General features: G+C 63.0%; 21 protein-coding genes, 1 pseudogene and 1 riboswitch. Of the genes and pseudogenes, 16 read left to right on the forward strand and 6 right to left on the reverse strand.

Annotated elements, in window-relative coordinates; genetic code table 11:
* A partial coding sequence (locus X771_RS137900) for an IS256 family transposase (RefSeq protein WP_023690249.1) occupies positions 1-249 on the reverse strand: 249 nt, incomplete at its 3' end.
* A gap of 293 nt (positions 250-542) precedes the next feature.
* On the opposite strand from X771_RS137900, the gene X771_RS137895 reads away from it, so the two are divergent.
* From X771_RS137895 to X771_RS0135170, 3 genes and pseudogenes are all read left to right on the forward strand, one after another.
* Positions 543-1,109 (forward strand): sigma-70 family RNA polymerase sigma factor, encoded by a 567-nt coding sequence (locus tag X771_RS137895; protein ID WP_023690250.1) that lies wholly within the window; start codon positions 543-545, stop codon positions 1,107-1,109.
* A 14-nt stretch (positions 1,110-1,123) separates the two neighbouring features.
* Complete coding sequence (locus X771_RS137890) at positions 1,124-1,792, forward strand: hypothetical protein (protein ID WP_023690251.1); 669 nt, start codon at positions 1,124-1,126, stop codon at positions 1,790-1,792.
* Positions 1,782-3,210, forward strand: a pseudogene (locus tag X771_RS0135170) (S8 family serine peptidase). The gene X771_RS137890 and the pseudogene X771_RS0135170 overlap by 11 nt, the downstream one beginning before the upstream one ends.
* 25 nt (positions 3,211-3,235) lie before the next feature.
* On the opposite strand, the gene X771_RS137885 reads toward X771_RS0135170, so the two are convergent.
* The gene (locus tag X771_RS137885; protein ID WP_023690252.1) at positions 3,236-4,582 is read right to left on the reverse strand and encodes an FAD-binding oxidoreductase; all 1,347 of its coding nucleotides are present in this window, start codon (positions 4,580-4,582) and stop codon (positions 3,236-3,238) included.
* Between the two features lie 166 nt (positions 4,583-4,748).
* On the reverse strand, positions 4,749-5,771 hold the full coding sequence (locus tag X771_RS137880; RefSeq protein WP_023684299.1) for a substrate-binding domain-containing protein: 1,023 nt from the start codon (positions 5,769-5,771) through the stop codon (positions 4,749-4,751).
* A 364-nt stretch (positions 5,772-6,135) separates the two neighbouring features.
* On the opposite strand from X771_RS137880, the gene X771_RS137875 reads away from it, so the two are divergent.
* From X771_RS137875 to ugpC, 5 genes are all read left to right on the forward strand, one after another.
* Positions 6,136-7,491: an ABC transporter substrate-binding protein gene (locus X771_RS137875; RefSeq protein WP_023690253.1), complete on the forward strand. Its 1,356-nt coding sequence runs from the start codon at positions 6,136-6,138 to the stop codon at positions 7,489-7,491.
* A 234-nt stretch (positions 7,492-7,725) separates the two neighbouring features.
* Positions 7,726-8,739 (forward strand): sugar ABC transporter permease, encoded by a 1,014-nt coding sequence (locus X771_RS137870; protein ID WP_023690254.1) that lies wholly within the window; start codon positions 7,726-7,728, stop codon positions 8,737-8,739.
* Between the two features lies 1 nt (position 8,740).
* On the forward strand, positions 8,741-9,895 hold the full coding sequence (locus X771_RS137865) for a carbohydrate ABC transporter permease (protein WP_023690255.1): 1,155 nt from the start codon (positions 8,741-8,743) through the stop codon (positions 9,893-9,895).
* A gap of 5 nt (positions 9,896-9,900) precedes the next feature.
* Positions 9,901-11,565 carry an alpha-glucosidase family protein gene (locus X771_RS137860; RefSeq protein WP_031203229.1) on the forward strand — a complete coding sequence of 555 codons (1,665 nt, stop codon included), beginning with the start codon at positions 9,901-9,903 and terminating at the stop codon, positions 11,563-11,565.
* Between the two features lie 66 nt (positions 11,566-11,631).
* On the forward strand, positions 11,632-12,744 hold the full coding sequence (gene ugpC / locus X771_RS137855) for a sn-glycerol-3-phosphate ABC transporter ATP-binding protein UgpC (protein WP_023668888.1): 1,113 nt from the start codon (positions 11,632-11,634) through the stop codon (positions 12,742-12,744).
* Between the two features lie 73 nt (positions 12,745-12,817).
* Here ugpC and X771_RS137850 read toward each other — a convergent pair whose 3' ends face one another.
* The 3 genes from X771_RS137850 to X771_RS137840 all read right to left on the reverse strand — a co-directional run bounded on the left by X771_RS137850 (position 12,818) and on the right by X771_RS137840 (position 13,599).
* Positions 12,818-13,051 carry a DUF680 domain-containing protein gene (locus X771_RS137850; protein WP_023690257.1) on the reverse strand — a complete coding sequence of 78 codons (234 nt, stop codon included), beginning with the start codon at positions 13,049-13,051 and terminating at the stop codon, positions 12,818-12,820.
* A gap of 72 nt (positions 13,052-13,123) precedes the next feature.
* The gene (locus tag X771_RS137845; protein WP_023668886.1) at positions 13,124-13,327 is read right to left on the reverse strand and encodes a DUF680 domain-containing protein; all 204 of its coding nucleotides are present in this window, start codon (positions 13,325-13,327) and stop codon (positions 13,124-13,126) included.
* A gap of 65 nt (positions 13,328-13,392) precedes the next feature.
* The gene (locus X771_RS137840; RefSeq protein WP_023668885.1) at positions 13,393-13,599 is read right to left on the reverse strand and encodes a DUF680 domain-containing protein; all 207 of its coding nucleotides are present in this window, start codon (positions 13,597-13,599) and stop codon (positions 13,393-13,395) included.
* A 500-nt stretch (positions 13,600-14,099) separates the two neighbouring features.
* Positions 14,100-14,302, forward strand: a riboswitch (cobalamin riboswitch).
* Positions 14,303-14,418: 116 nt separating this feature from the next.
* On the opposite strand from X771_RS137840, the gene X771_RS137835 reads away from it, so the two are divergent.
* From X771_RS137835 to X771_RS137800, 8 genes are all read left to right on the forward strand, one after another.
* On the forward strand, positions 14,419-15,666 hold the full coding sequence (locus tag X771_RS137835; protein ID WP_023668884.1) for an aromatic ring-hydroxylating dioxygenase subunit alpha: 1,248 nt from the start codon (positions 14,419-14,421) through the stop codon (positions 15,664-15,666).
* A gap of 37 nt (positions 15,667-15,703) precedes the next feature.
* Positions 15,704-16,804 (forward strand): hybrid-cluster NAD(P)-dependent oxidoreductase, encoded by a 1,101-nt coding sequence (locus X771_RS137830; RefSeq protein WP_023690258.1) that lies wholly within the window; start codon positions 15,704-15,706, stop codon positions 16,802-16,804.
* Positions 16,805-16,965: 161 nt separating this feature from the next.
* On the forward strand, positions 16,966-17,388 hold the full coding sequence (locus X771_RS137825) for a PqqD family protein (protein ID WP_023690259.1): 423 nt from the start codon (positions 16,966-16,968) through the stop codon (positions 17,386-17,388).
* Between the two features lie 151 nt (positions 17,389-17,539).
* Positions 17,540-18,589: a hypothetical protein gene (locus tag X771_RS137820; protein ID WP_023690260.1), complete on the forward strand. Its 1,050-nt coding sequence runs from the start codon at positions 17,540-17,542 to the stop codon at positions 18,587-18,589.
* Positions 18,586-19,329, forward strand: coding sequence for a glycosyltransferase family A protein (locus tag X771_RS137815; RefSeq protein WP_023690261.1), 744 nt, complete (start codon positions 18,586-18,588; stop codon positions 19,327-19,329). The genes X771_RS137820 and X771_RS137815 overlap by 4 nt, the downstream gene beginning before the upstream one ends.
* Before the next feature lie 33 nt (positions 19,330-19,362).
* Positions 19,363-20,115, forward strand: a complete 753-nt coding sequence (locus tag X771_RS137810) for a glycosyltransferase (RefSeq protein WP_023690262.1) — start codon at positions 19,363-19,365, stop codon at positions 20,113-20,115.
* On the forward strand, positions 20,100-20,792 hold the full coding sequence (locus X771_RS137805; RefSeq protein WP_245260725.1) for a glycosyltransferase family A protein: 693 nt from the start codon (positions 20,100-20,102) through the stop codon (positions 20,790-20,792). Before X771_RS137810 ends, X771_RS137805 begins: the two co-directional genes overlap by 16 nt.
* A complete protein-coding gene (locus X771_RS137800) occupies positions 20,792-22,261 on the forward strand; it encodes a nucleotidyltransferase family protein (protein ID WP_023690264.1) in 1,470 nt (489 codons plus the stop codon). Before X771_RS137805 ends, X771_RS137800 begins: the two co-directional genes overlap by 1 nt.
* The last annotated feature ends 7 nt before the right edge of the window (positions 22,262-22,268 follow it).

Consider the following 22,268-nt stretch of genomic DNA (forward strand, 5'->3'; position numbering starts at 1 on the left):
CGCCCGGTCCTGTGGAACCCGCAGCTCAAGCTTGCCCACCCGGGTGACCAGGGTGCGGCCGTAGTAAGCCGAGCGATACCCAAGGCGCTCAGGCGTGCGTTCGCCCTTCGAAGCACCCAGCGCCTCCTCCATCTCGGCCTCAAGCACCTCCTGCATCACCGCACGGAGCACTTCGTGCAATCCATCCGGGTTCGAAAGCAAAATGTCTTTGACGGCAGCGCTGGCGGTCTTACCTTCAGTCTTGGTCATGGTGGCGTTCCTTCGCGGGAATCAGGTGACGTGAACAATCACCAGCCTGCCATGACCGCCCCCTCTCAGCGAATTTGCAGAACTCTCAGCACACTACCTAAATACCCCAACGCCGGTGCCGCCCCTCATCCGGCTGCCGCCACCTTCTCCCCGTATAGTGACGGGGAGAAGGGAGACACTCTGGCAACACTCACCTTCTTCGGTTAGCTTCGCCAAAATTCCTTGGCGGAAGGATGAACCTTTTTGAACCTATCGGCGACAGAGCAGACAGGAGCCAGGCGGCTCGACCGGCCATGACGGCAGCGACCGAGACTGATCGCGCGCTTGTCGACCGGGTCGCGAAGGGCGACCGTGCCGCTGTTCGGCTGCTGTTCATGCGTCACCACGCGCGGGTCTACCGCTTCGTGGTGCGCCAGACGGGATCGGAAATGATGGCCGACGATATCGCAAACGAGGTCTTTCTCGAGCTGTGGCGCCAGGCGCCCGGTTTCGAAGGGCGCTCGGAAGTCTCGACATGGCTGCTCGGCATCGCCCGGTTCAAGGCGCTGTCGATGCTGCGCAAGAAAAAAGAAGACTGGATCCATGACGATGATGCGGCGCAGGTTCCCGATGGCGCCGACACGCCGGAAGTCGCCACCATGAAGGAAGACAAGGGCGCCGCCTTGCGGCGCTTCGTCGATGCCTTGCCGGAGGAACACCGCTCGGTGATCGACCTTGCCTATTACCATGGACAGTCGGTGACGGAGATCGGCGAGGTACTCGGCATCCCGGTCGCCACTGTCAAGACCCGAATGTTCTACGCCCGCAAGAAACTCGGCGAAGCCCTCAAGGCCGCCGGTTACGACAGGGGGTGGCCATGAGCAATCCTGAAGACATGAGCGCCGCTGAAAAAATGTCGCGCCGTGACGAAATGGAAACGCTGCTGCCGTTCTACCTGAACGGCTCGCTGGAAGGCTCGGACCTCGAAGCCGTCGAGGAATGGCTGGCGTCCGATCCGGCGGCGACGGCGGCGCTTGGCGAGGCTGAGGCGGAATTCTCCGGCGCCACCGCCGCCAACGAGGCGATCCGGCCACCGGCCGATGCGCTCAGCCGCTTTGCCAGGGCGCTCGACGCCGAAGCCGGACCGGTCCGCGCTCCCGCGGGCCGTTCCTGGCTGGCGCAGGCACTCGGCCGTTTCATGGCGGTGCCGGTCGGTGTCGCCTGGGCGGCAGCGGCGGTGCTGCTGGCGTTGGTCGTGGTGCAGTCCTACGTGCAGACCGGCGGCAAGAGCCATGATTTCGAGATTGCCGGCGCCGAGGATGATCTGGCCAAACTGCCGTTCGCGCTGGTCAAGTTCAAGCCGGATGCGAAGATGTCCGACATCGCTGTTTTCCTCGACCAGAACGCGCTGAAGATCGCCGGCGGGCCGGCCGCCTCGGGCGTCTTCCGCATTGCCATCCCGGTCAAGACCGGAGCAGACTACACCAGGCTCGTCGGCCTTATTGCCGCCCAGCCGTTCGCGGAGACTGTGATCGAGGGAAGGAAACCGGTTGATGGCAGCTAGGGCGGTCATTCGATTTGCGGCGATCCTGGTGGCGGCGACGACAATCGTCGCCGTGCCGGCGTCGGCGCAGACCAATGATCCCAATGCCGGCCGGGCCGACTGCACCGACGCGGCCGGAGCGGCGGCTGCCGACTGCCCGAAAGACGGCAATGAGGCCAACGTCGGCGGCGAACCAGGCGCAGTTACCCTTCCGGCCCTGATCGTCGACCTGTTTCCCAACCCACCGGCTCCCGTAGCGCCCGTGCCGACGCCGCGGCCGTCAGCGCCGCCTGCCGACANCGCCGCCTGCCGACACGCAGGCCGGGCCACCCGCCGGCGGGGCGATCGTTTCGCCGACCGATCTTGTCGCGACCGCGCCGCGCCGTGCCATCGCCGGCGAGTTCGTGCCCGACGAGGTGCTGGTGACCGTCGACGGCGATGCCGGCGCCGTCCAGCAGATCGCCGCCTCCTTCGGCCTTGAAGTGCGCTCGCAGCGCCAGTCGCGGCTGCTCGGCACCACGCTGGTGCGCTTCGGCATTCCCGACGGCCGCCCGGTCGGCGCCGTGCTGGCGCAGCTGGCCGCCGATGGCCGCACCCTGCGGCGCGAGCCAAACCATATCTATTCGCTGCAGCAGGCGGCCGGCATCGTCAACTATGCCTTCGAGCGCATTCAGCTCGACAACAAGCAAGCCAGTGGCGAAAACGTGCGCATCGCCGTCATCGACACCGGCATAGACGACACCAATCCGGCGCTGTCCGGCGTCATTGCCGACCAGTTCGACGCCATGCCCAACGTGCCGGTCGAAAAGCGTGACCACGGTACCTCGGTCGACGGGCTGATCGCCGGCGTCGGCGCGCTCGAAGGCATGGCGCCCGGCGCCAGGATCTATCACGCCCGCGCCTTCGAGGACGGCAGGTCGACCATGGATGTCATCCTGTCGGCGCTCGACTGGGCGGCGGACCAGAATGTCAGCATCATCAATATGAGTTTCGTCGGCCCCAAGAACGATCTGCTCGCCACGGCCTGCCGCAATGCGCGCGGGCTCGGCATCATCCTGGTCGCTGCTGCCGGCAACAACGGGCCGAAAGCGCCCTATGGCTACCCCGCCGCCTATGACGGCGTGATCGCGGTCACCGCCACCGACGCCAAGGACGGGCTGATGCAGCAGGCCAATCGCGGCGCTTATGTCTTCATCTCGGCGCCCGGCGTCGAGATGGTGGCGCCGAGCGGCGCCGGCTCTGACGTCGTCACCGGCACCTCGTTTGCCGCCGCGATCGTGTCCGGCGCTATCGCCAATTTGATCCACGCTTCACCCGAGCGCTCCGCCGACGACATCGAAAAGGCGCTGGCCGCCACCGCCAGGGATCTCGGTCCGAAGGGACGGGACAATGATTTCGGTTATGGGCTGCTGGATACGAAGGCGGCGGCGAACAAGTAAACCGGGCGAAATTCGCGCCACCAATTCAGAGCGCCGGGCCCAGCCGGACAGGGCTGCCATCATGGAAGCGTGACAGCCGGAAGCGGCTGAGGTCGTGCCCCGTCTGGTTTCCCTGGATCAGGTCGGCAACGACACGGCCTATGCCAGGCCCGATACCGAAGCCGTGACCGCTCATTCCCGTCGCGACGAAAAGACCGCCGACGGCCTGCACATGATCCACGATGGGGACGACGTCGGGCATGGCGTCGATCATGCCGCCCCAGCCTGCCTTCAGGCGAACTGTTTCGAGCTGTGGAAAAAGACGTCCGAAATTGCGTTCTATGGAACGCAGACCGGCTCGTTCAGGGGGCGGGTTCAGCACCCGCATTTTTTCGAAAGGACTGACGGAATCCGGCGCCCAATCGCGCGGCGTCGACCAGGCGTCAGGGTAGCCTGACGGGGCGAACGGAAAGTAGCGCGTCCCGAACGGATTGTCCCTGAGGGCTGGAAGGTATCTGGTGGCGTGCCGGAAGGCGTCAGGTCCCAGGTAATGCAGATGGCTGCCGCCCGCGGCGAGCGTATACCCGCCATCCTGCCGGCGCCTGAAAGCGATGTGTTCGTCAGTCGCCGCACCTGCATAGATTTCAGCCAAGGGGTCCGTTGCGGCTGCGGTTACCCTGACGCTGAGCTGGGGGATGGAGACGCCGTGTCTTCTCAGGAACAAGGATGACCAGGCACCTCCCGCGACCAGCACGCTGGAGGCCTCGATATACCCCGTCTCGGTCCACACGCCCTTGACCTTGCCGCCTGAGATTTCGAGGGTTCGCGCTGCGCAATTCTCGACGATTTTGACGCCTTTTCGCACGGCGAGCCGGGCAAGTGCGGGCACCGCCAGCCAAGGCTCCGCCCGCATGTCGGAGGGCGTCGTCATCGCGCCCTTGAATTTGCGCGACATGCCTTTGATGAGTGCCGCGGTTTCGTCTGCATCCAGGAGACGGGTGTCGAGCGCATGCGTCGCAGCGATCTTCATGAATGCTTCGAAGCCGGCCATGTCCTTGTCGGTCCTCGCCAGGTAGGTCACACCTGTCTGGGTCAGGCCGATGTCCTCGCCGCATTCCTCAGCCAGTTGCCGCCACAGGCGAATAGCCTCTATGACGATGGGCAACTCGTCGGCGTCGCGTCCCTGCTTTCGGATCCAGCCCCAATTGCGGGACGACTGTTCGGCCGCAATGCGTCCTTTTTCCAGCAGCGTCACCGGGATGTTCCGCTGTGCCAGGAAAAGCGCCGTCGTCACACCGATGATGCCGCCACCGACAATGACCACCTCCGACGTTTTCGGCGGTGGGCCAGGATGCCGGATTGGATCCGTTTCGGAGAACGGGAATATGGGCAAGTGGCGCACCCTGAGGACTGGTTGATGGCTCTGGCTTACTGGTTGCCACCCACTCGAAGCCAAATCAAGGACAGGTCCAGGCAGACCGTTGTCCCAACGAAGTCAATCTATCTGCGGGCAACATCCACATGGGTGAACTTGCCCAGCGGAGCAATTGGATTAATCCCTAAACCGGCGCGCCGGCGACCGAGCCTCTCACCACCAGGTCGACAGGCCAGACCTCGCCCCGCGCGCCTTCTTCCAAGCCGGAAATGCGCGCTGCCAGGCGTTCGGCGATGCGGGCGCCGGCGAGGCGGATCGACGAGCGCGTCGTCGACAGCGGCACGGAAAAATTCTCCGGCTTCAGCCATGGAAAGACGTCGTCATGGGCAATCAACGACAGGTCGCCGGGAATGGTCAGGCCAAGGTCGCGCACCGCGCGCACGACGCCGAGCGACATGATCAGGCTGGAGCAGGCGATCGCCGTCGGCCGCTCGCTCTGTTCGAGCAGGCGCCTGGCGGCGCGGTAGCCGTTCTCCTCGGTCATGGTGAGTGAACAGACATGGCGCTCGCCGAGCGTCAGGCCGCTCGCGGCCAGCGCCCTGCGCATGCCGCGCTCGCGGTGGATGGCGAAGGTCTCGCGGTCGTCGCCATTGATCAGCGCCAGCCGGCGGTGGCCGAGCTGAACCAGCAGCCGGGCGGCGTCGTGGAAGCCGCCCTCATTGTCGATGTCGGTGAAGGGATAGTCGAAATCGAAGCCTTCGCTGCGGCCATGGACGATGAAGGGAATGCCGAGCGTGTTGACCAGCGCCACCCGCCGGTCGGCCGGGCGCGGCGAGGAGATGTAGACGGCGTCGACCTGGCGGTTGGCGACGATGCGGCGATAGGTGGTTTCCTGGTCGTCGGCATCGGCCGGCGACAGCACCAGGTCGAGCTCGTGCGAGCGGGCATAGTCGCCGAGGCCGGAGAGGAATTCGACGAAATGCGGGTCGATGTCGACGGAGGCGCCCGTCGGCAGCACATAGCCGATCATGCCCGTCTTGCCGGTCGCCAGCCGGCGCGCGCTCGGATTGGGCCGGTAGCCGTGGCGCTTGGCGGCATCCACCACGCGCCGGCGGGTTTCCTCGTTGACCTCCGGATAGCCGTTGAGCGCACGGCTTACCGTTGTCTGCGACAGGGCTAGCATATGAGAGAGCTGCTTCAGGTTCACTGGGAGGCCTCCAAGCCTCAAAGCGCTTTTAATTTTGAAGCCACGCGGCGCCACAACGGGCGCGGCCAAGCTGGTCGACCATACGCACTGGTCCGGCCAGTTTGAAGCTTAATACGCTGCTGCACCGCCGTAAAACTATGCTGCAGCGCACTTTACCAAGTCTTCCATCTCGAAATTAAATCGATTAGCCCACCGCCCTCTTGACTTCCAGCCGATTCAATGGCGAGATCAAAAAGACCAAAGCGCTTTGGAAGACTCTTCGAAAGGTTGCGGTTCCTTTCTGAACGAGTCACAGTCCTGCAGCGTCGGCGGGCGGAATGGAGGTTCCGTCCGGGTGTATGTGTCCACACTGGGAGGAATACCGATGAAGAAGATGCTTCTGCTTGGCGCAGCGTTTGCCACGCTCGCCTTGTCCCTGCCGGCGCAAGCCGAACTGAAGTTCAAGCCCGGGGAAGACAAGCGCTTCAACTGGGCCAATTACGAAGAGCTGAAGAAGGTCGATCTCAAGGGCGAGACGCTGACCATCTTCGGGCCCTGGCGCGGCGAGGACGAAGGCCTCATCCGCACTGTTCTCGAATATTTTCAGGAAGCCACCGGCGCCGAGATCAAATACTCCTCGTCGGAAAATTACGAACAGCAGATCGTCATCGATACCCAGGCCGGCAGCCCGCCCAATATCGCCGTACTGCCGCAGCCGGGCCTGATCCAGGATCTGGCGTCCAAGGGCCTTTTGACGCCGCTGGGCGACGACACCGCCAAATGGATCAAGGACAATTACGGCGCCGGCCAGTCATGGGTCGATCTCGGCACCTTCAAGGACAAGGACGGCAAGCCGGGCTTCTTCGCCTTCCCCTACAAGGCCGACGTGAAATCGCTGGTCTGGTATTCGCCCGACAATTTCGAGGAAGCCGGCTACAAGGTTCCCAAGACCCAGGAAGAGCTCGCCGACCTCGAGAAGAAGATCATCGCCGACGGCGGCACGCCGTGGTGCATCGGCCTCGGCTCAGGCGGCGCTACCGGCTGGCCGGCGACCGACTGGGTCGAAGACATCATGCTGCGCACCCAGACGCCCGACGTGTATGACAAGTGGGTAAAGAACGAGATCCCGTTCAACGATCCGGCGGTGGTCAACGCCATCGACATTTTCGGCAAGATCGCGACCGACGACAAGATGGTCGACGGTGGGGCCAAGGCGGTTGCCGCGACCGACTTCCGCGACAGCCCGAAGGGCCTCTTCTCGGTGCCGCCGAAATGCTACCTGCACCATCAGGCATCGTTCATCCCGACCTTCTTCCCGGAAGGCACAAAGGTTGGACAGGACGCCGACTTCTTCTACTTCCCGCCCTATGCATCCAAGCCCGAGCTGGGCACGCCTGTGCTCGGCGCCGGCACGCTGGCCATGATCACCAAGGATTCGAAGGGTGCACGCGCGTTCATCGAATTCCTGAAAATGCCGCTGGCACATGAAATCTGGATGGCCCAGGGCGGCTTCGTCACGCCGCTCAAGTCGGTCAACAAGGATGCCTATGCCAGCGACGCGCTGAAGAAGCAGGGCGATATCCTCGCCAATGCCTCGACCTTCCGCTTCGACGGTTCGGACCTGATGCCGGGCAAGATCGGCGCCGGCGCCTTCTGGACCGGCATGATCGATCTGGTCGGCGGCAAGTCGGCGCAGGATGTCGCCACCGACATCCAGAAGAGCTGGGACGCTATCAAGTAGTCAGCTGTCAAGCAGTCAGCTGGCAAGGAACCACTGCCAAGTAATCAGCCGCTTTGGCGGCAAATTCAGGACTTCCTCCACAGGCTGGGTCCGGGCCGCTATGGCCCGGATCCGACCGGCGCCTTACGCCGGACCGATTTGCGTTCGTTCGTTTCAGAATAACTTAAATCGGCGCAGAGCCACATCGCCAGGGCTGTTCAAGGCCCGGCCGATCATGCGCAGGGAGAGGGACCCATGGCTGCTCAGATATTATCGGCCATTTTTGCCATTTTCGTCGGCGTCGGCGGCTGCGTCGCCTATTTCTGGGGCGCCAACAAGCTGGTCGACCTGATTTTCCCGTCGCGCGGCGTCGCTGGCGCGGCAGCCATCGACAATCTGCGCCGGCAAGGGCTGGTGCGTCCCTGGCTGTTCGTCGGCCCGGCAATGATCATCCTCACCGTCTATCTGATCTACCCGGTGGTGGCGACGCTCTGGCTGTCCTTCCTGGATCGCGGCGGCCAGCATTTTGTCGGCTTCGCCAACTATGAATGGGCGTTCGGCGACCGCGAGTTCCGGAACTCGATCCTCAACAACATCATCTGGCTGGCGGTGGTGCCGGCGGCGTGCACCTTCCTCGGGCTGATCATCGCCGTGCTCACCGACAAGATCTGGTGGGGCACGATCGCCAAGAGTCTGATTTTCCTGCCGCTGGCGATCTCGTTTGTCGGCGCCAGCGTGATCTGGAAATTCATCTACGAATATCGCGGCGAGGGCCAGACGCAGATCGGCCTGCTCAACGCCATCATCCAGTATTTCGGCGGCCAGCCGCAGGTCTGGATATCGCTGCCTTTCTGGAACAATTTCTTCCTCATGATCATCCTGATCTGGATCCAGACCGGCTTTGCCATGGTCATCCTGTCTTCGGCGCTGCGCGGCATCCCCGAGGAAACACTCGAAGCCGCTGTCATCGACGGCGCCAATCCGTTCCAGATTTTCTGGAAGATCATGGTGCCGCAGATCTGGGGCACCATCGCCGTGGTCTGGACGACCATCACCATCCTGGTGCTGAAAGTGTTCGACATCGTGCTGACCATGACCAACGGCCAATGGAACAGCCAGGTGCTGGCCAATCTGATGTTCGACTGGATGTTCCGCGGCGGTGGCGATTTCGGCCGCGGCGCCACCATCGCCATCATCATCATGATCGCGGTCATCCCGATCATGGTCTGGAACATCCGCCAGGCGAACAAAGAGACGGGAGGACATTGAGATGGCCGTCGCGACCGGAAAGTCCTTTGCCAGCCGCTTCGGCGTCCACATCGCCGTGCTCGTCTTCGTCGCCATATGGACCGTGCCGACGCTCGGCATCCTGGTCTCGTCGCTGCGCGACAAGGACCAGATCATCGCCTCGGGCTGGTGGAACTCGTTCTCCAACTCCAGCCAGACTGAAGCCGGCCGCCTGCCGCCGGCCTCGGCGCAGGTCGAGAAGGACGGCAAGTTCGTGCTTGCCGGCAATATCTTCGGCGACGGTGCTGCGCGCAACATCAGCGCCTTCGGCGTCAAGTCGGCGGCACCGACGCAATATCCGGCCGGCACCACTGCCGATCTCGGCGACGGCGTGACCTTGCAGCTCAATGCCGACGGAACGTTCGTCATGAGTTCGCCCAAGGCTTTCGAAGGCGACCGTGGCCAGCGCGTCTATTACGCCTCGTCGGCGCCACCGAAATTCACCACCGACAATTACAAGACCGTGCTGTTTTCGGAGGGCATCGGCCGCTCGTTCATAAACTCGCTGACCGTCACCATCCCGGCGACGGTCATCCCGATCCTGATCGCCGCCTTCGCCGCCTATGCATTGGCGTGGATGCGTTTTCCCGGCCGCGCCTTGCTGATCGCCACAATCATCGGCCTGCTGGTCGTGCCGCTGCAGATGTCCTTGATCCCGCTTTTGAAGATCTACAACGGCGTCGGCATCTTCTTCGGTGTGCCGTCGAAAACCTATCTCGGCATCTGGCTGGCGCATACCGGCTTCGGCCTGCCTTTCGCCATCTATCTCCTGCGCAGCTATATTGCCGGCCTGCCGCGCGAGATCATGGAATCGGCGCGCATAGACGGCGCCAGCGATTTCGAAATCTTCGTCAAGATCGTGCTGCCGCTGTCCTTCCCGGTGCTGGCGTCCTTTGCAATCTTCCAGTTCCTGTGGGTGTGGAACGATTTGTTGGTGGCAATGGTTTTCCTCGGTACCGAAGGGGACCAGATCGTGCTGACCGCGAAGCTCAACGCGCTGCTCGGCTCGCGCGGCGGCGACTGGGAAATCCTGACGACATCGGCCTTCGTCACCATTATCGTGCCGCTGATCGTGTTCTTCTCGCTGCAGCGCTATTTCGTCCGCGGGCTGCTGGCCGGCTCGGTCAAAGGAGGTTGAGACTTATGCAAGCCGCTTTGAAGGCGACCTCGAAGCCCGATCTCGCCGTCGATCGCGACTGGTGGCGGGGCGCGGTGATCTACCAGATCTATCCGCGCTCCTATCAGGACTCCAATGGCCACGGCATCGGCGACCTCAAGGGCATCATCCGCAGGCTGCCCTACATCGCCTCGCTCGGCGTCGACGCCATCTGGATTTCGCCCTTCTTCAAGTCGCCTATGAAGGATTTCGGCTATGACGTCTCGGACTATTGCGACGTCGACCCGATGTTCGGGACGCTCGCCGATTTCGACGCGCTGGTTGCGGAAGCCCATCACCTCAGCCTCAAGGTGATGATCGACGAGGTGCTGTCGCACACCGCCGACAACCATCCATGGTTCAAGGAGAGCCGCGGCAGCCGTAGCAATCCCAAGGCCGACTGGTATGTCTGGGCCGACGCCAGGCCGGACGGCACGCCGCCCAACAACTGGCTGTCGATCTTCGGCGGCTCGGCCTGGCAGTGGGACACCAGCCGCCAGCAATATTATCTGCATAATTTCCTGTCCGAGCAGCCCGACCTCAACTTCCACAATCTGCAAGTCCAGGACGCGCTGCTCGACGTCACCCGCTTCTGGCTGGAGCGCGGCGTCGACGGCTTCCGCCTCGACACCATCAATTTCTACTTCCACAGCCAGGGGCTGGAGAACAATCCGCCGCTGCCGCCCGAAGAGCGCAACGACCAGACAGCACCTGCGGTCAATCCCTACAACTACCAGGACCATATCTACGACAAGAGCCGGCCGGAAAACCTTGCCTTCCTCGAACGGTTCCGGGCGCTGCTCGACGAATATCCGGCAACCGCCGCGGTCGGCGAAGTAGGCGATTCGCAACGCGGGCTGGAAGTGGTCGCCGCCTACACCGCCGGCGGCAAACGCGTCCACATGTGCTATTCCTTCGATTTCCTGGCGCCGGAAAAGATCAGCGCCGCCAAGGTGCGCCAGGTGCTGGAAGCCTTCGGCAAGGTCGCCAGCGACGGCTGGTCGTGCTGGGCATTTTCCAACCACGACGTGATGCGTCCGGCCTCGCGCTGGGCCGCCGACGAGGCCGACCCGGCTGCCTATCTGAAGGTTATCTCGGCGCTGCTGATGTCGCTGCGCGGTTCGGTCTGCCTCTATCAGGGAGAGGAGCTTGGGCTGGGCGAAGCCGAGTTGCAGTTCGAGGATCTGCAGGACCCCTACGGCATTCGCTTCTGGCCCGAATTCAAGGGCCGCGACGGCTGCCGCACGCCGATGGTGTGGGATGCAACCGCCAGCAATGCCGGCTTTTCGACGGCCAAGCCCTGGCTGCCAGTGCCGGGCAAGCATTTGTCGCAAGCGGTCAATGTTCAGCAGGGCGACGCGGCCTCGCTGCTCGAGCACTACCGGCGCTTTCTCGGTTTCCGCCGCCAGCATCCGGCCCTGGCCAAAGGCGACATCGAGTTCATCGAAAGCGAGGGCGACACCGTCGCCTTCACCCGCCGTGAGGGCAATGAGCAGATCGTCTGCGTCTTCAATCTGGCCAGCAAGCCGGCCGAGGTCGATCTCGGTGGTCAGGCGCTGCTGCCATTGGCCGGGCACGGTTTTTCGGGACAATCCGGCACAGGTTCCATCCGCCTCGGCGGCTACGGCGCCTGGTTCGGGCGCATCGACTGAGTTTTTGACGAAACTGGATTTTTTGAGGAAATCCAGGTTCTCTAGGGAAATCACTGGGAGGAAATTATGGCCGATGTCACGCTGAGACAGGTGAAGAAATCATACGGCAATCTGCACATTCTCCACGGCATCGACCTCGACATAAAGTCGGGCGAGTTCATCGTCTTCGTCGGCCCGTCGGGTTGCGGCAAGTCGACCTTGCTGCGGTCCATCGCCGGGCTTGAGGAGATCACCTCCGGCGAGCTGAAGATCGCCGGCGAGGTGGTGAACGACGTGCCGCCTTCCAAGCGCGGCATTGCCATGGTGTTCCAGTCCTATGCGCTCTATCCGCACATGACCGTCTACGACAACATGGCCTTCTCGATGAAGATCGGCAAGGAAAGCAAGGCCGAGATCGACAAGCGGGTGCGGCAGGCCGCCGAAATCCTGCAGCTGACCAAATATCTCGACCGCCTGCCCAAGGCGATGTCGGGCGGCCAGCGCCAGCGTGTCGCCATCGGTCGCGCCATCGTGCGCAATCCGAAAGTGTTCCTGTTCGACGAGCCGCTGTCGAATCTCGACGCGGCGCTGCGCGTCGCGACCCGCATCGAGATCGCCAAGCTCAAGGAATCGATGCCTGCCACGACCATGATCTACGTCACCCACGATCAGGTCGAAGCGATGACGCTCGCCGACCGCATCGTCGTGCTGAAGGATGGCCATATCGAGCAGGTCGGCACGCCGATGGACCTCTACAAGAAGCCCGGCAATCTGTTCGTTGCCCAGTTCATCGGCTCGCCGGCCATGAACATCCTGCCGGCGACAATCGACAGGACGGGCAACCCGACAATCGTCAGCCATGTCGGCGGCCGCAAGGCAACGGTGCCGATCGCAACGCCGGCGTCAGCAAAGGGTGCGGCAGTCAGCTTCGGCGTGCGGCCGGAGGATCTGTCGGCCGCCACCGGCGCGGAATATCTTTTCGAGGGCGTGGTGGACTATGTCGAGCAACTCGGCGAGGTGCAGCTTGTCTATGTCGATATCGGCCGCGCTGACCTGCCGTTGGTGACCAAGCTGCCCGGCAATGTCGAGGTCAAGCGCGGGGCAAAGCTGCGACTGACCGCGGATGCCGGGGACCTGCACATCTTCGACGCCGATGGGCACTCCTTCTCGCTCAAGCCGGTGGAAGTGAAGGCGGCTTGAGATAGCTGCGTCGTACAGGCATGAAAAAAGAGCGGCGGGCCAGGCCCGCCGCTCTTTTTTTAAGCTTCGGCTGTTAGTTGTTGCCGAACCGATCCCTGTCGCTGCTCTGAGGAACGAACTTCTGTTGGTCGTCCGACGAGTTCAGCAGCTTGTAGACCGCCGAGTTGGTGCCGGTCGATGAAGTGCGGGTGGTGTCGACGGCAGCGGCCGGCTGGTTGGCGCCATTGGAGCCATAATTGTCGCTGCCGGCAAAGGCAGCGCTCGAAATAGCCAGAAGGGCTGCGGTGGCAAGAACGATCTTCTTCATTTTAGTCTCCTGAATTTTTCTGATGTCGCCAGCTGCAGCGGATAAGCCCGCCGCGTGCTGGGAAACCGGCTTTTAACGGCCGAAAAGGTTACGGTCGGCACCGTGGGCAGGCGCCTGCTCGGCTGGAGCCGACTTCTCAACCGAAGCCGTATGGCCACTATCGGTCGACGTAATCGCAGGCTGGTTGGCGCCGTTCGAACCGTAGTTGTCGCTGCCGGCGAAAGCGCTGCCGGAGATGGCCAAAACGGCGGCGGCAGCAAGGATGATCTTTTTCATTTCAATACTCCTGAATTTTTTGGGATCCCGAGAGCGACGGGTTAGCCGCCCTTCTTTGGTCGGGATCAGCGATTGCCGTAGAGGTCGCGGTCGGCGCCCTGAACGACAGGCTGCTTGTCAGCGTGCGCCGGCTTCTGAATGGAAGCCGTATACGAGCTGTCGACCGAGACGGCTGGCTGGTTCGCACCATTGGAACCGTAATTGTCGCTACCGGCGAAGGCGCTGCCGGTGATCGCCAAAACGGCTGCGGCAGTGAGGATGATCTTTTTCATTTTTAGTACTCCAGTTTGTCTGTCCGTCTAGCGGCGTGTCTTGGGAGGAATTCGCGTCGTTCGGACAGCCCCGATGTGGGAAAGCCATAGGCTGGTTTCCAATCACGAAGTTGTTCCGTGTGGACTACGGTCCTGCACCTTGAAATTGTGCCAGGAAGTTCCTCTATGGTCATTTATCGCATTGTTTTCAGTTGCTTATGTCGAACCGAGTGGTTCGCTCCGGTGTCGGTTTCCGGGCCGTCGTTCACACCGTCCTGCACGCATTGTCAACAGAAACGAACCGTTCGGTTCGATTAGAGATTGCTAATAGTAACTTTTCGATACCGTTGAGCCCTTTTTGCCCCCGATCGGAACTGGATCCGCAGCGATTCGAAACGGCGATGATGGCGTCGCAAGAAACGTCTCAGCTCTTTGACCGGCGGCGGGGGGCGTATGCCGCGCGTGTCGCGCCGCATGGATATGATGTCGCTTTCATGCCGACGTCGCGATCGCTGCCGTGATTAGATGATCGCATCTCAGGTGCCGCTTCGTGACGACGCAGCGGAGAATTGGGAAGCCGGTCAGAATCCGGCGCTGCCCCCGCAACGGTGGTGGAGTTGAAGTCGCAACGGGAGACCACTGGGCAGCAGCCTGGGAAGGTGTCGCGATGGTCCGCAAGGACAACTCCAGAGCCCGGAAACCAGCCCGAGATGCCTAGACTCGACTGATCGCGGTGGGCGGTCAAGAGGTGGATAGTGCATGTCCGGAGCCGCGCCGGCCTGCGTCCGATCCTTCCTCCATCACCACCAAGTTCAGTCCTTAAACCACGAGGACAGAACTATGGATACGCGCAACGACATGCTGAGGCTCCTGAACGGCCGCAAGCAAGGCTTTTCGCTGGAACAGCCCTTCTACACCGACCCGGACTATTTCAAGCTCGACATGGAGCTTATCTGGTATCGCGACTGGCTGTTCATCGGCCATGATTGCGAACTGCCGAAGCCCGGCAGCTATATCACCGTGCAGATCGGCGATTATCCGGTGGTGCTGGTCCGCGACCAGAAGGGCAACATCAACGCCTTTCACAATTCCTGCCGCCATCGCGGCAGCCGTGTCTGCAACACTGAGAAGGGCATGGCGGCAAAGCTTGTCTGCCCCTATCACCAGTGGACCTACGAGCTTGACGGCCGGCTGCTGTTTGCCCGCCAGATGGCCGACGGTTTCGACAAGAGCCAGTTCGGCCTGAAGCCCGTCGCCTGCGAGAGCGTCGGCGGCTACATCTTCATCTGCCTGGCAAAAGAACCTGCCGACTTTGCCCCGATGCGCGCCATGATAGAGCCCTACCTCAAGCCGCACCGGCTGAATGAAGCCAAGGTCGCCTTCGAGAGCACCATCATCGAGAAGGGCAACTGGAAGCTGGTCTGGGAAAACAACCGCGAATGCTATCACTGCGCCGGCAATCATCCAGAGCTGTGCAAGACATTCCCCGAAGCGCCGACGGTGACCGGCGTGCAGGGCGCCGACAGCGATCCGGAGATGCTGGCGCACTGGGCGAAATGCGAGGCGGCGGGCCTGCCGAGCAAGTTCCGCATCGATCCGGCCGGGCAATACCGCGCCACCCGCGCGCCGCTGCTGCGCGATGCCGTCAGCTACACGATGTCCGGAAAGCGCGCGGTGACGAAGAACCTGTCCGACACTGTTGCCGCCGACCGCATCGGCACCTTGATGCACTACCACTATCCGACGACCTGGAACCACATACTGATCGACCATGCGGTCACCTTCCGGGTGCTGCCGATCAGCGCCACCGAAACCGCGGTGACGACCAAGTGGCTGGTGCACAAGGATGCGGTCGAGGGGGTCGACTACAACCTTGAGGAGCTCACCCATGTCTGGACCGAGACCAACGACCAGGACCGCCGCATCGTCGAGGAAAACGCCTTTGGCATCCTGTCTCCGGCCTATGAGCCCGGCCCCTATTCGGAGCTGCACGAGGGCGGCGTGATCCAGTTCGTCGAATGGTACGCGGCCTTCATCGGCCCGCGCCTTGCCGAAGGCGGCCGGCCGGCGCTACGCAGCGTCGCGTGAGCTGGAGCAGGCGAAGAGGGACCAGAGGATGAATGCGATGACGGATCTTGGGCTCTATCGCCATCTTGACCAGATGGCGCCGTGGAACGATAGGCTGCAGGTGCTGGAAGTGATCGGCGTCAGCGACGAGGCGCCCGACGTCAAGACCTTCACCTTCCGCTCCGACAACCAGACCTGGTTCCGCTACAAGCCGGGCCAGTTCCTGACGCTGGAACTGCCGACACCGGACGGGCCGCTGATGCGCACCTACACGCTGTCGTCGTCGCCATCGCGGCCGTTTTCGATCGCGGTGACGATCAAGGCGCAGGCCGGCAGCATCGGCACGCGCTGGATGTTCGACCATCTGGTGCCCGGTTCGCATGTCAAGGCCTACGGACCGGCCGGCGACTTCTCGTTGCACAGCCACCCGGCGGCCAAATACCTGTTCATTTCCGCCGGCTCCGGCGTGACGCCGATGATGTCGATGCTGCGCTGGCTGAACGACTGCGCGCCATGGACCGATGTCGGTTTCGTCAACTGCGCGCGGCGTGCCGAAGAGATCATCTTCCGCAAGGAACTCGAACTGCTCGGCGGCCATATGCCCGGCCTGTCGCTCGGCTTCATGATCGAGGAACGTTCCAGCCGCGAAGGCTGGTACGGCCATATGGGCCGCATCGATGCGATCCGGCTGCCCTTGCTGGCTCCGGACTTCCGCGAGCGCGAAATCTTCTGCTGCGGCCCCGATCCGTTCATGCGCGCCGTGCGCGGCATGCTGGATGCCGCCGGCTTCGACATGACGAAATACCATCAGGAGAGCTTTGCCGCGCCTGTGGTGGAGGAAATTCCGGCGCCGTTTGCCTCCCCGGTCGAGGACGGCATCGCTGCACCTGTCGAAGCCGTGACGCCGATCCGCTTCTCGCTTTCGGAGGTCGACGCCGGCTGCGTCGCCGGCCAGACCGTGCTGCAGACCGCGCGCAGCTCGGGCGTGCGGATTCCCGCCGCCTGCGAGTTCGGCCTGTGCGGCACCTGCAAGGTGAAGAAGGTCTCCGGCGAAGTCGAGATGAGCCACAATGGCGGCATCCTCGACCACGAGATCGATGACGGTTTTATCCTTGCCTGCTGCTCGAAACCATTGTCGGCGCTCGAAATCGAGGCTTGAGCCGGTCGACTTCGCCGCAACGGTCGCCGACGCAGGCGTTGTATTCGCGGGTCTTTGTCTTGCCAACCAACGGCCAAGTGATTTAGACGCACTTAGGAAGGGCTTGGCAGACCGTGAAGCCGGCGCATCCCTTCAGGGCGCATGGGACGGGGGACACAGCGATGCAACAGCGGGTCTACGCGGTCGCAAGCAAGGACATCGTTTTCGAATCATTCGATGGCGAAGCCGTCGTTCTCGATCTTTCGAACGGCAAGTATTTCGGCTTTTCCGATTCCGGCAGCCGGGTCTGGCAGGCTTTGTCGTCCGGCGTCGCCACTGAAGCGCTGGTCGGAGCTGCCGCGGGCGCCGCAAAAATAAGCCTGGCCGACCTCGAAAGCTTCGTTGCCCGACTGCTCGATTTCGGGTTGCTTGCGCCAGCCGAAACACCGGCGCAACCGCTTTCAGGCGAGCTGTCGGCCGCGCTTGCTGCCAGCAATGAGCCGCTCAAGGTCGAGGTCCATGACGACCTTGCCGATCTCATCATTGTCGACCCGATCCATGAGGTCGAGGAACCTCTCGGCTGGCCGGCGGTGAAACAGGCATAATCGTTTCCCTAAAGCGCGTCGCGTTTGAACGGACTCAGGCGACGCGCTTAGATCTTTGATTTTATGCATATCGTCGTCTCAAAACCGGGGCCGCCCCGAGCGACATGCATCAGGCGACCCGGCGCAATTCTGGACGCTGAACAACCAACACATGCCTTTGATCACGCTGCAAACCCTGCCGGATTATGCCCGCCATGTGCTGGCGGCCGCGGAAAGCGCCGCCGCCTTCTATCCCGTTGCCGCCAGCGTCCGGTTGCCGGGGCTGGACCTGAGTGTCCATCTCGACCATGGCACGCTGGCAGATACCATCGGCCATGCCTTCATACCGGCTCCGGGCAATCCGTCTGCATCTGACGGCTGCCGCATTTTCGTCGCCCACCCGGGCATCGATGGCGTCCCCGCCCCGGGCACCTGGGGCCGAGGCGATTACAACCATCATGCCTTTGCCAACCGGCTGGAAGAGGCCGGATTGCGCGGCAGCTACTATCATGACCTCGACTTCTGGCAGTTCCATGATCCGCAACGCCATGTCGGGGCGCAGCTGATGATGTCGGCCAAGGCCTTTCCGCCATGGGAACAAGGGGCGCCGCTGCGCGCCTTCCTGCATTGGGAATATGCGGCGCGCGGCATGCGGCTTACCCATGCCGGCACGCTGGGCATCGATGGCAAGGGCGTGCTGCTGGCGGGCTCTGGCGGAGCCGGCAAATCGGGAACGGTCGTCGCCGGCCTGCTCAATGGGCTCGATAGCGTCGGCGACGACTATGTGCTGATCGACCGGACCGAGGGGGTGACGGCCTATCCGCTGTTTGCCACGCTCAAGCAGGATCCGGAGGGCTTCAGGCGGCTGAAGCTGGAGGAGCGGCTAGAGTCGTACCAACCGCTGAACTGGCAAGGCAAGCATGCCTTTCACATCGACGAGATCGCGCCTCGACCAACTCCTGCAAGTCTGGACATTATTGCTTTGATAGTGCCCCATATCAGGGGAGGTGCGAGAAGCTCGGTCATGCCCATATCGCGCAAGGATGCCATGATTGCCCTGGCGCCGTCCGGCATCGTGCAGATGCCGGGCGAACGGGAAGCGGGCTTTCGCTTTTTCAGCGAGCTTACCCGCGACCTGCCATGCTACCGGCTGTCGCTGGGGACCGAGCCGCGCGAGATCGCCGGCACGATTGCGGATTTCGTCCTTCGGGGCGCTGCATGAAGTTGAGCATCATTGTGCCGGTGTACAATCGGGAGATCTATGTCGTTTCGACGTTGCGGTCCCTGCTCAGGCAACGCGACGATGCCGATCTCGATATCATCGTTGTCGACGACGGCTCGACGGACAGCTCCGTTGAAGCAGTCCGCGCCATCATGCGGGAAGCGTCGCGCATCCGCCTGTTCCAGCAGGCCAACCAGGGCGTGGCCAACGCGCGCAACACAGGGCTGAAGCAGTTGCTGCCGCAAACCGAACTGGTGTCGTTCCTGGATTCGGACGACGTCTCGCCGGCTGGACGATTCAAGGCTGGCCTACCCCTGTTCGCGGCCGACCCTGCGCTCGAGCTGACCTACTCGCTGATGACGCGCGTCGATCTCATGGATGACGAAGCCCTGCAGCCGGCGCCGGGCGGCGCAGGTCGTACCGTGCGCGGCGTCAGCCTTAGTGCCGGGATATTCCGCAGGGCACTCATCGACCGTACCGGTGCTTTCGACGAGGAGTTCCGGCAGGGCGAAGACGCCGACTATCTGCTGCGCATTTTCGAAACCAGCCCAAAGCACATTTTTCCCGACACCGTCGCGGTATACTACCGGCGCCACCCCGGCAATTTGACCAAGCAAAGGGATGTGGCGGTGCGCGAATATCTACGTGTAATTCAGAAATCCTTGCGGCGGCGCAAGGCCGATCCGTCGCGGCGCCCGGTCGAGGGGCTTTTCGAGATCAAGCGCCCGGCAGAGTGGTGAAAGAATGAACAGATCACAGCCTGGAATGCGTGCGTGAAGCTGAGCGTGATCATGCCGGTCTACAACCGCGAACGCCATGTCGGCTCGGCGCTGCGCTCGCTGCTGAGGCAGCGCGATGCCGCCGATCTCGACATCATCGTTATCGATGACGGTTCGACCGACAGTTCGGTGGCGGTCGTGCGCTCGCTGATCGCGGAGGCGCCGTGCATTCGCCTTTTCCAGCAGCAGAATGCCGGGGTGACGCGGGCACGCAACGCGGGCTTGCGGCAATTGCTGCCGCAGACCGGGCTGGTATCGTTTCTCGATTCCGACGACATTTCCCCGCCGGGCCGCTTCAAGCCGGATCTGGCCTGTTTCGACGCAGACCCCACCCTCGAGCTCACCTATTCGCGCATGACGCTGGTCGACGACATAGATGACGATACGCTGGAGCCGACAGCCGACAGCCACTCGGTGACGGTTCGCGGCATTCACCTGTCGCCCGCTATCTTCGTCCGGCGGTTGGTCGAACGCATCGGCAGCTTCGACGAGGATTTCCACCAGGCCGAGGACACCGACTATCTGCTGCGCACTTTCGAAAGCGGGCCGAAATTCACGATGCCCGACACTGTTGCGCTCTATTACCGGCGCCATCCCGGCAACATGACCAGGCAGGCCGATGTTCCTTTTCGCGAATTCATGCGCGCCGTCTACAAGTCGATGAAACGGCGCGAGGCCGACCGCTCCTTGCACCCTGTCGACGGCATCTTCGATTTCAAGGAACTTGCGAATTGGCGTTTCCTGTGATGGCCAGCTACGGCGTCGTCATTCCGGCCTTCAACGCGACCGCCACCATCGCCGAGACGCTGCGATCGGTCGCGGCCCAGACGGTCCAGCCCGACGCCATAATCGTCGTCGATGACGGCTCGACCGACGATACGGTCGCGGTGGTCAATGCGCTGGGCATGCCGGTGCAGGTGTTGCGCCAGGACAATGCCGGACCAGGCAGCGCCACCACCAGGGGCATCGCCGCGCTGGCGACGCCCTTCGTCGCCACGCTCGATGCGGACGATCTGTGGCTGCCGACCAAGATCGAAAGGCAGCTGGAGCATTTCGAGCGGTTTCCCGCGACGGCAGGAGTCTTTGCCCACTGGCGGACGTTTCGCGATGACAAGCCCGATGTGCAACAGGACGTGGCGGTGGCGGGCTGGTCGCGCACGACGATGATGATCCGCCGGGAGGTAGCCGAGGCCGTCGGTCCGATCATCGACCCGCAAGGCGGTCGCGGCGACATGGTCGACTGGATCGCCCGTGCCCGCGAGGCGGGCTTTGCGCTTGCCATGCTCGACGATGTCCTGACCTTGCGCCGCATCCGGCCCGACAGCATGTCCTATGGACGCGACCCCGTGCGCGACCGCGGTTATGTCGAAGTCGTAAGGCTGGCCATGCAAAGGCGAGCAGCGAAAAAGGCGAGCGCCGACTGATGGCCAATGCCATGCGCCGTATCGGCCGTCGGTTTCCGGACTATGGTTGGTCATGGCCAACTGGCGGACTCGACCAGCTGCTGAAGGCCGCATTGCTGCCCGATGAAGAAGCGGCAGGGCGTTACGCGGCGCGCTGGCTCGACGAGAACGATATCGACCATGTTGCCTTCCGAGAGCATCGGCTGCTGGCCGCGATCTCCGACAGGTTCGGCCGCAAGCTCGCTGGGCATCCGGCCTATCCACGTCTTGTCGGCCTGCAAAAGATGCTGTGGACCAAATCGCGGCTGGCTGCGCGCGAGGCCGAGCCGGCGCTACAGGCCATGATCGACGCCGGCTGCGCGGTGATGCTAATCAAAGGCGCCAGCCGGATCGCCGTTAACGCGTCGGCGCAGCGCGGCCGGGTGGCGCATGACATCGACATACTGATGCGCCCGCAGGCCATGATTGCCGCCTTCGATGTGCTTAGCGAACGCGACTGGCAGATCGCCACCGGCGTCAGTCCGCAATATCTGCGCACCAGGCTGGCGTCCTTGCGTTCGATGAATTTTTTCAAGGGCAGTTTCGGCGACATCGACCTGCACCAGCTCGCTTATGACGGGTCGCAGCAAAGCGCGGAAGATGATCTGGCGATCTGGCAGCGGGCGCTGTCAGCCGATTTCAATGGCGTCCGCGTGCTTGTTCCCTCTCCGGCCGACCGCATGGCGCTCGCCATCGCACATGGCGGCCTCGATGCCCACACCCACAGCGACTGGCTGGTCGACTGCGCCGTCGCCATCGAGGGCGACGAGGTCGACTGGGACGTGTTCGCCGATATCGTCGCCAGGCGCCACCTGGCCGTAGCCGCGGCGGTGGCGCTGTCCTACCTCAGCCTGGAAATCGGCATTGCAGTGCCGCCGGCTGAACTGGCACGGACGGTTGCGAACGCCGATCACGCCGGCCTGTCGCGCTGGTCCTCGGTGCTGCAGGCCAAGCCGCGCACCGATTTCGGCGGTCTCGTCTGGCTGTCGCGCGGCTTTGCCAAGCAGTTGCGCCTGAAACGCAAGAAGGGCCGACTGCAGCATCCGACGCCTGCTGCCGTCTGGCGCGGCAGGCCGACATTGCGCAAGGCAAGAGCGACGCCGGAACCGTCCGCGCTTTCTCAGGCCCTGCCGCGTCCGGACAGGACTGGAGAGATGATGCTGGACGTCACCGTCAGGATCGTCGTTCCGCCAGTCCGCCGCCGCATCGAGATGGAAATCAATGCCGGCAGCGGTCACGTCGCCCGCTTGCGTTCCATGGTGATCAGCCGCGCCGGCGGCGGACGTGTGCTGCGCTTTCGCGGCAAGGTAACGGTGGACGACACCGGCCGGCCTCTGGTGATCGAGGCACGGCCATCGCGCCAGTTCCGCAACTGGGACAATGAGGCCGAAGTCGCCGCCTATGGCGCGCTGCCGTTCCAATTGCTGTCGGCAAGGTTTTCACCCGCCTGAGAGCGGG

Origin of the sequence: Mesorhizobium sp. LSJC269B00, from assembly GCF_000502815.1 — a bacterium.
In the GTDB taxonomy this organism is placed as follows: domain Bacteria; phylum Pseudomonadota; class Alphaproteobacteria; order Rhizobiales; family Rhizobiaceae; genus Mesorhizobium.

What these genes read in the sequence shown, in the direction of transcription:
- X771_RS137895 (WP_023690250.1), top strand. Translation starts at nt 543, where the DNA reads ATGACGGCAGCGACCGAGACTGATCGCGCGCTTGTCGACCGGGTCGCG.
- X771_RS137890 (WP_023690251.1), top strand. Translation starts at nt 1,124, where the DNA reads ATGAGCGCCGCTGAAAAAATGTCGCGCCGTGACGAAATGGAAACGCTG.
- X771_RS137875 (WP_023690253.1), top strand. Translation starts at nt 6,136, where the DNA reads ATGAAGAAGATGCTTCTGCTTGGCGCAGCGTTTGCCACGCTCGCCTTG.
- X771_RS137870 (WP_023690254.1), top strand. Translation starts at nt 7,726, where the DNA reads ATGGCTGCTCAGATATTATCGGCCATTTTTGCCATTTTCGTCGGCGTC.
- X771_RS137865 (WP_023690255.1), top strand. Translation starts at nt 8,741, where the DNA reads ATGGCCGTCGCGACCGGAAAGTCCTTTGCCAGCCGCTTCGGCGTCCAC.
- X771_RS137860 (WP_031203229.1), top strand. Translation starts at nt 9,901, where the DNA reads ATGCAAGCCGCTTTGAAGGCGACCTCGAAGCCCGATCTCGCCGTCGAT.
- ugpC (WP_023668888.1), top strand. Translation starts at nt 11,632, where the DNA reads ATGGCCGATGTCACGCTGAGACAGGTGAAGAAATCATACGGCAATCTG.
- X771_RS137850 (WP_023690257.1), bottom strand. Translation starts at nt 13,051, where the DNA reads ATGAAGAAGATCGTTCTTGCCACCGCAGCCCTTCTGGCTATTTCGAGC.
- X771_RS137845 (WP_023668886.1), bottom strand. Translation starts at nt 13,327, where the DNA reads ATGAAAAAGATCATCCTTGCTGCCGCCGCCGTTTTGGCCATCTCCGGC.
- X771_RS137840 (WP_023668885.1), bottom strand. Translation starts at nt 13,599, where the DNA reads ATGAAAAAGATCATCCTCACTGCCGCAGCCGTTTTGGCGATCACCGGC.
- X771_RS137835 (WP_023668884.1), top strand. Translation starts at nt 14,419, where the DNA reads ATGGATACGCGCAACGACATGCTGAGGCTCCTGAACGGCCGCAAGCAA.
- X771_RS137830 (WP_023690258.1), top strand. Translation starts at nt 15,704, where the DNA reads ATGACGGATCTTGGGCTCTATCGCCATCTTGACCAGATGGCGCCGTGG.
- X771_RS137825 (WP_023690259.1), top strand. Translation starts at nt 16,966, where the DNA reads ATGCAACAGCGGGTCTACGCGGTCGCAAGCAAGGACATCGTTTTCGAA.
- X771_RS137820 (WP_023690260.1), top strand. Translation starts at nt 17,540, where the DNA reads ATGCCTTTGATCACGCTGCAAACCCTGCCGGATTATGCCCGCCATGTG.
- X771_RS137815 (WP_023690261.1), top strand. Translation starts at nt 18,586, where the DNA reads ATGAAGTTGAGCATCATTGTGCCGGTGTACAATCGGGAGATCTATGTC.
- X771_RS137800 (WP_023690264.1), top strand. Translation starts at nt 20,792, where the DNA reads ATGGCCAATGCCATGCGCCGTATCGGCCGTCGGTTTCCGGACTATGGT.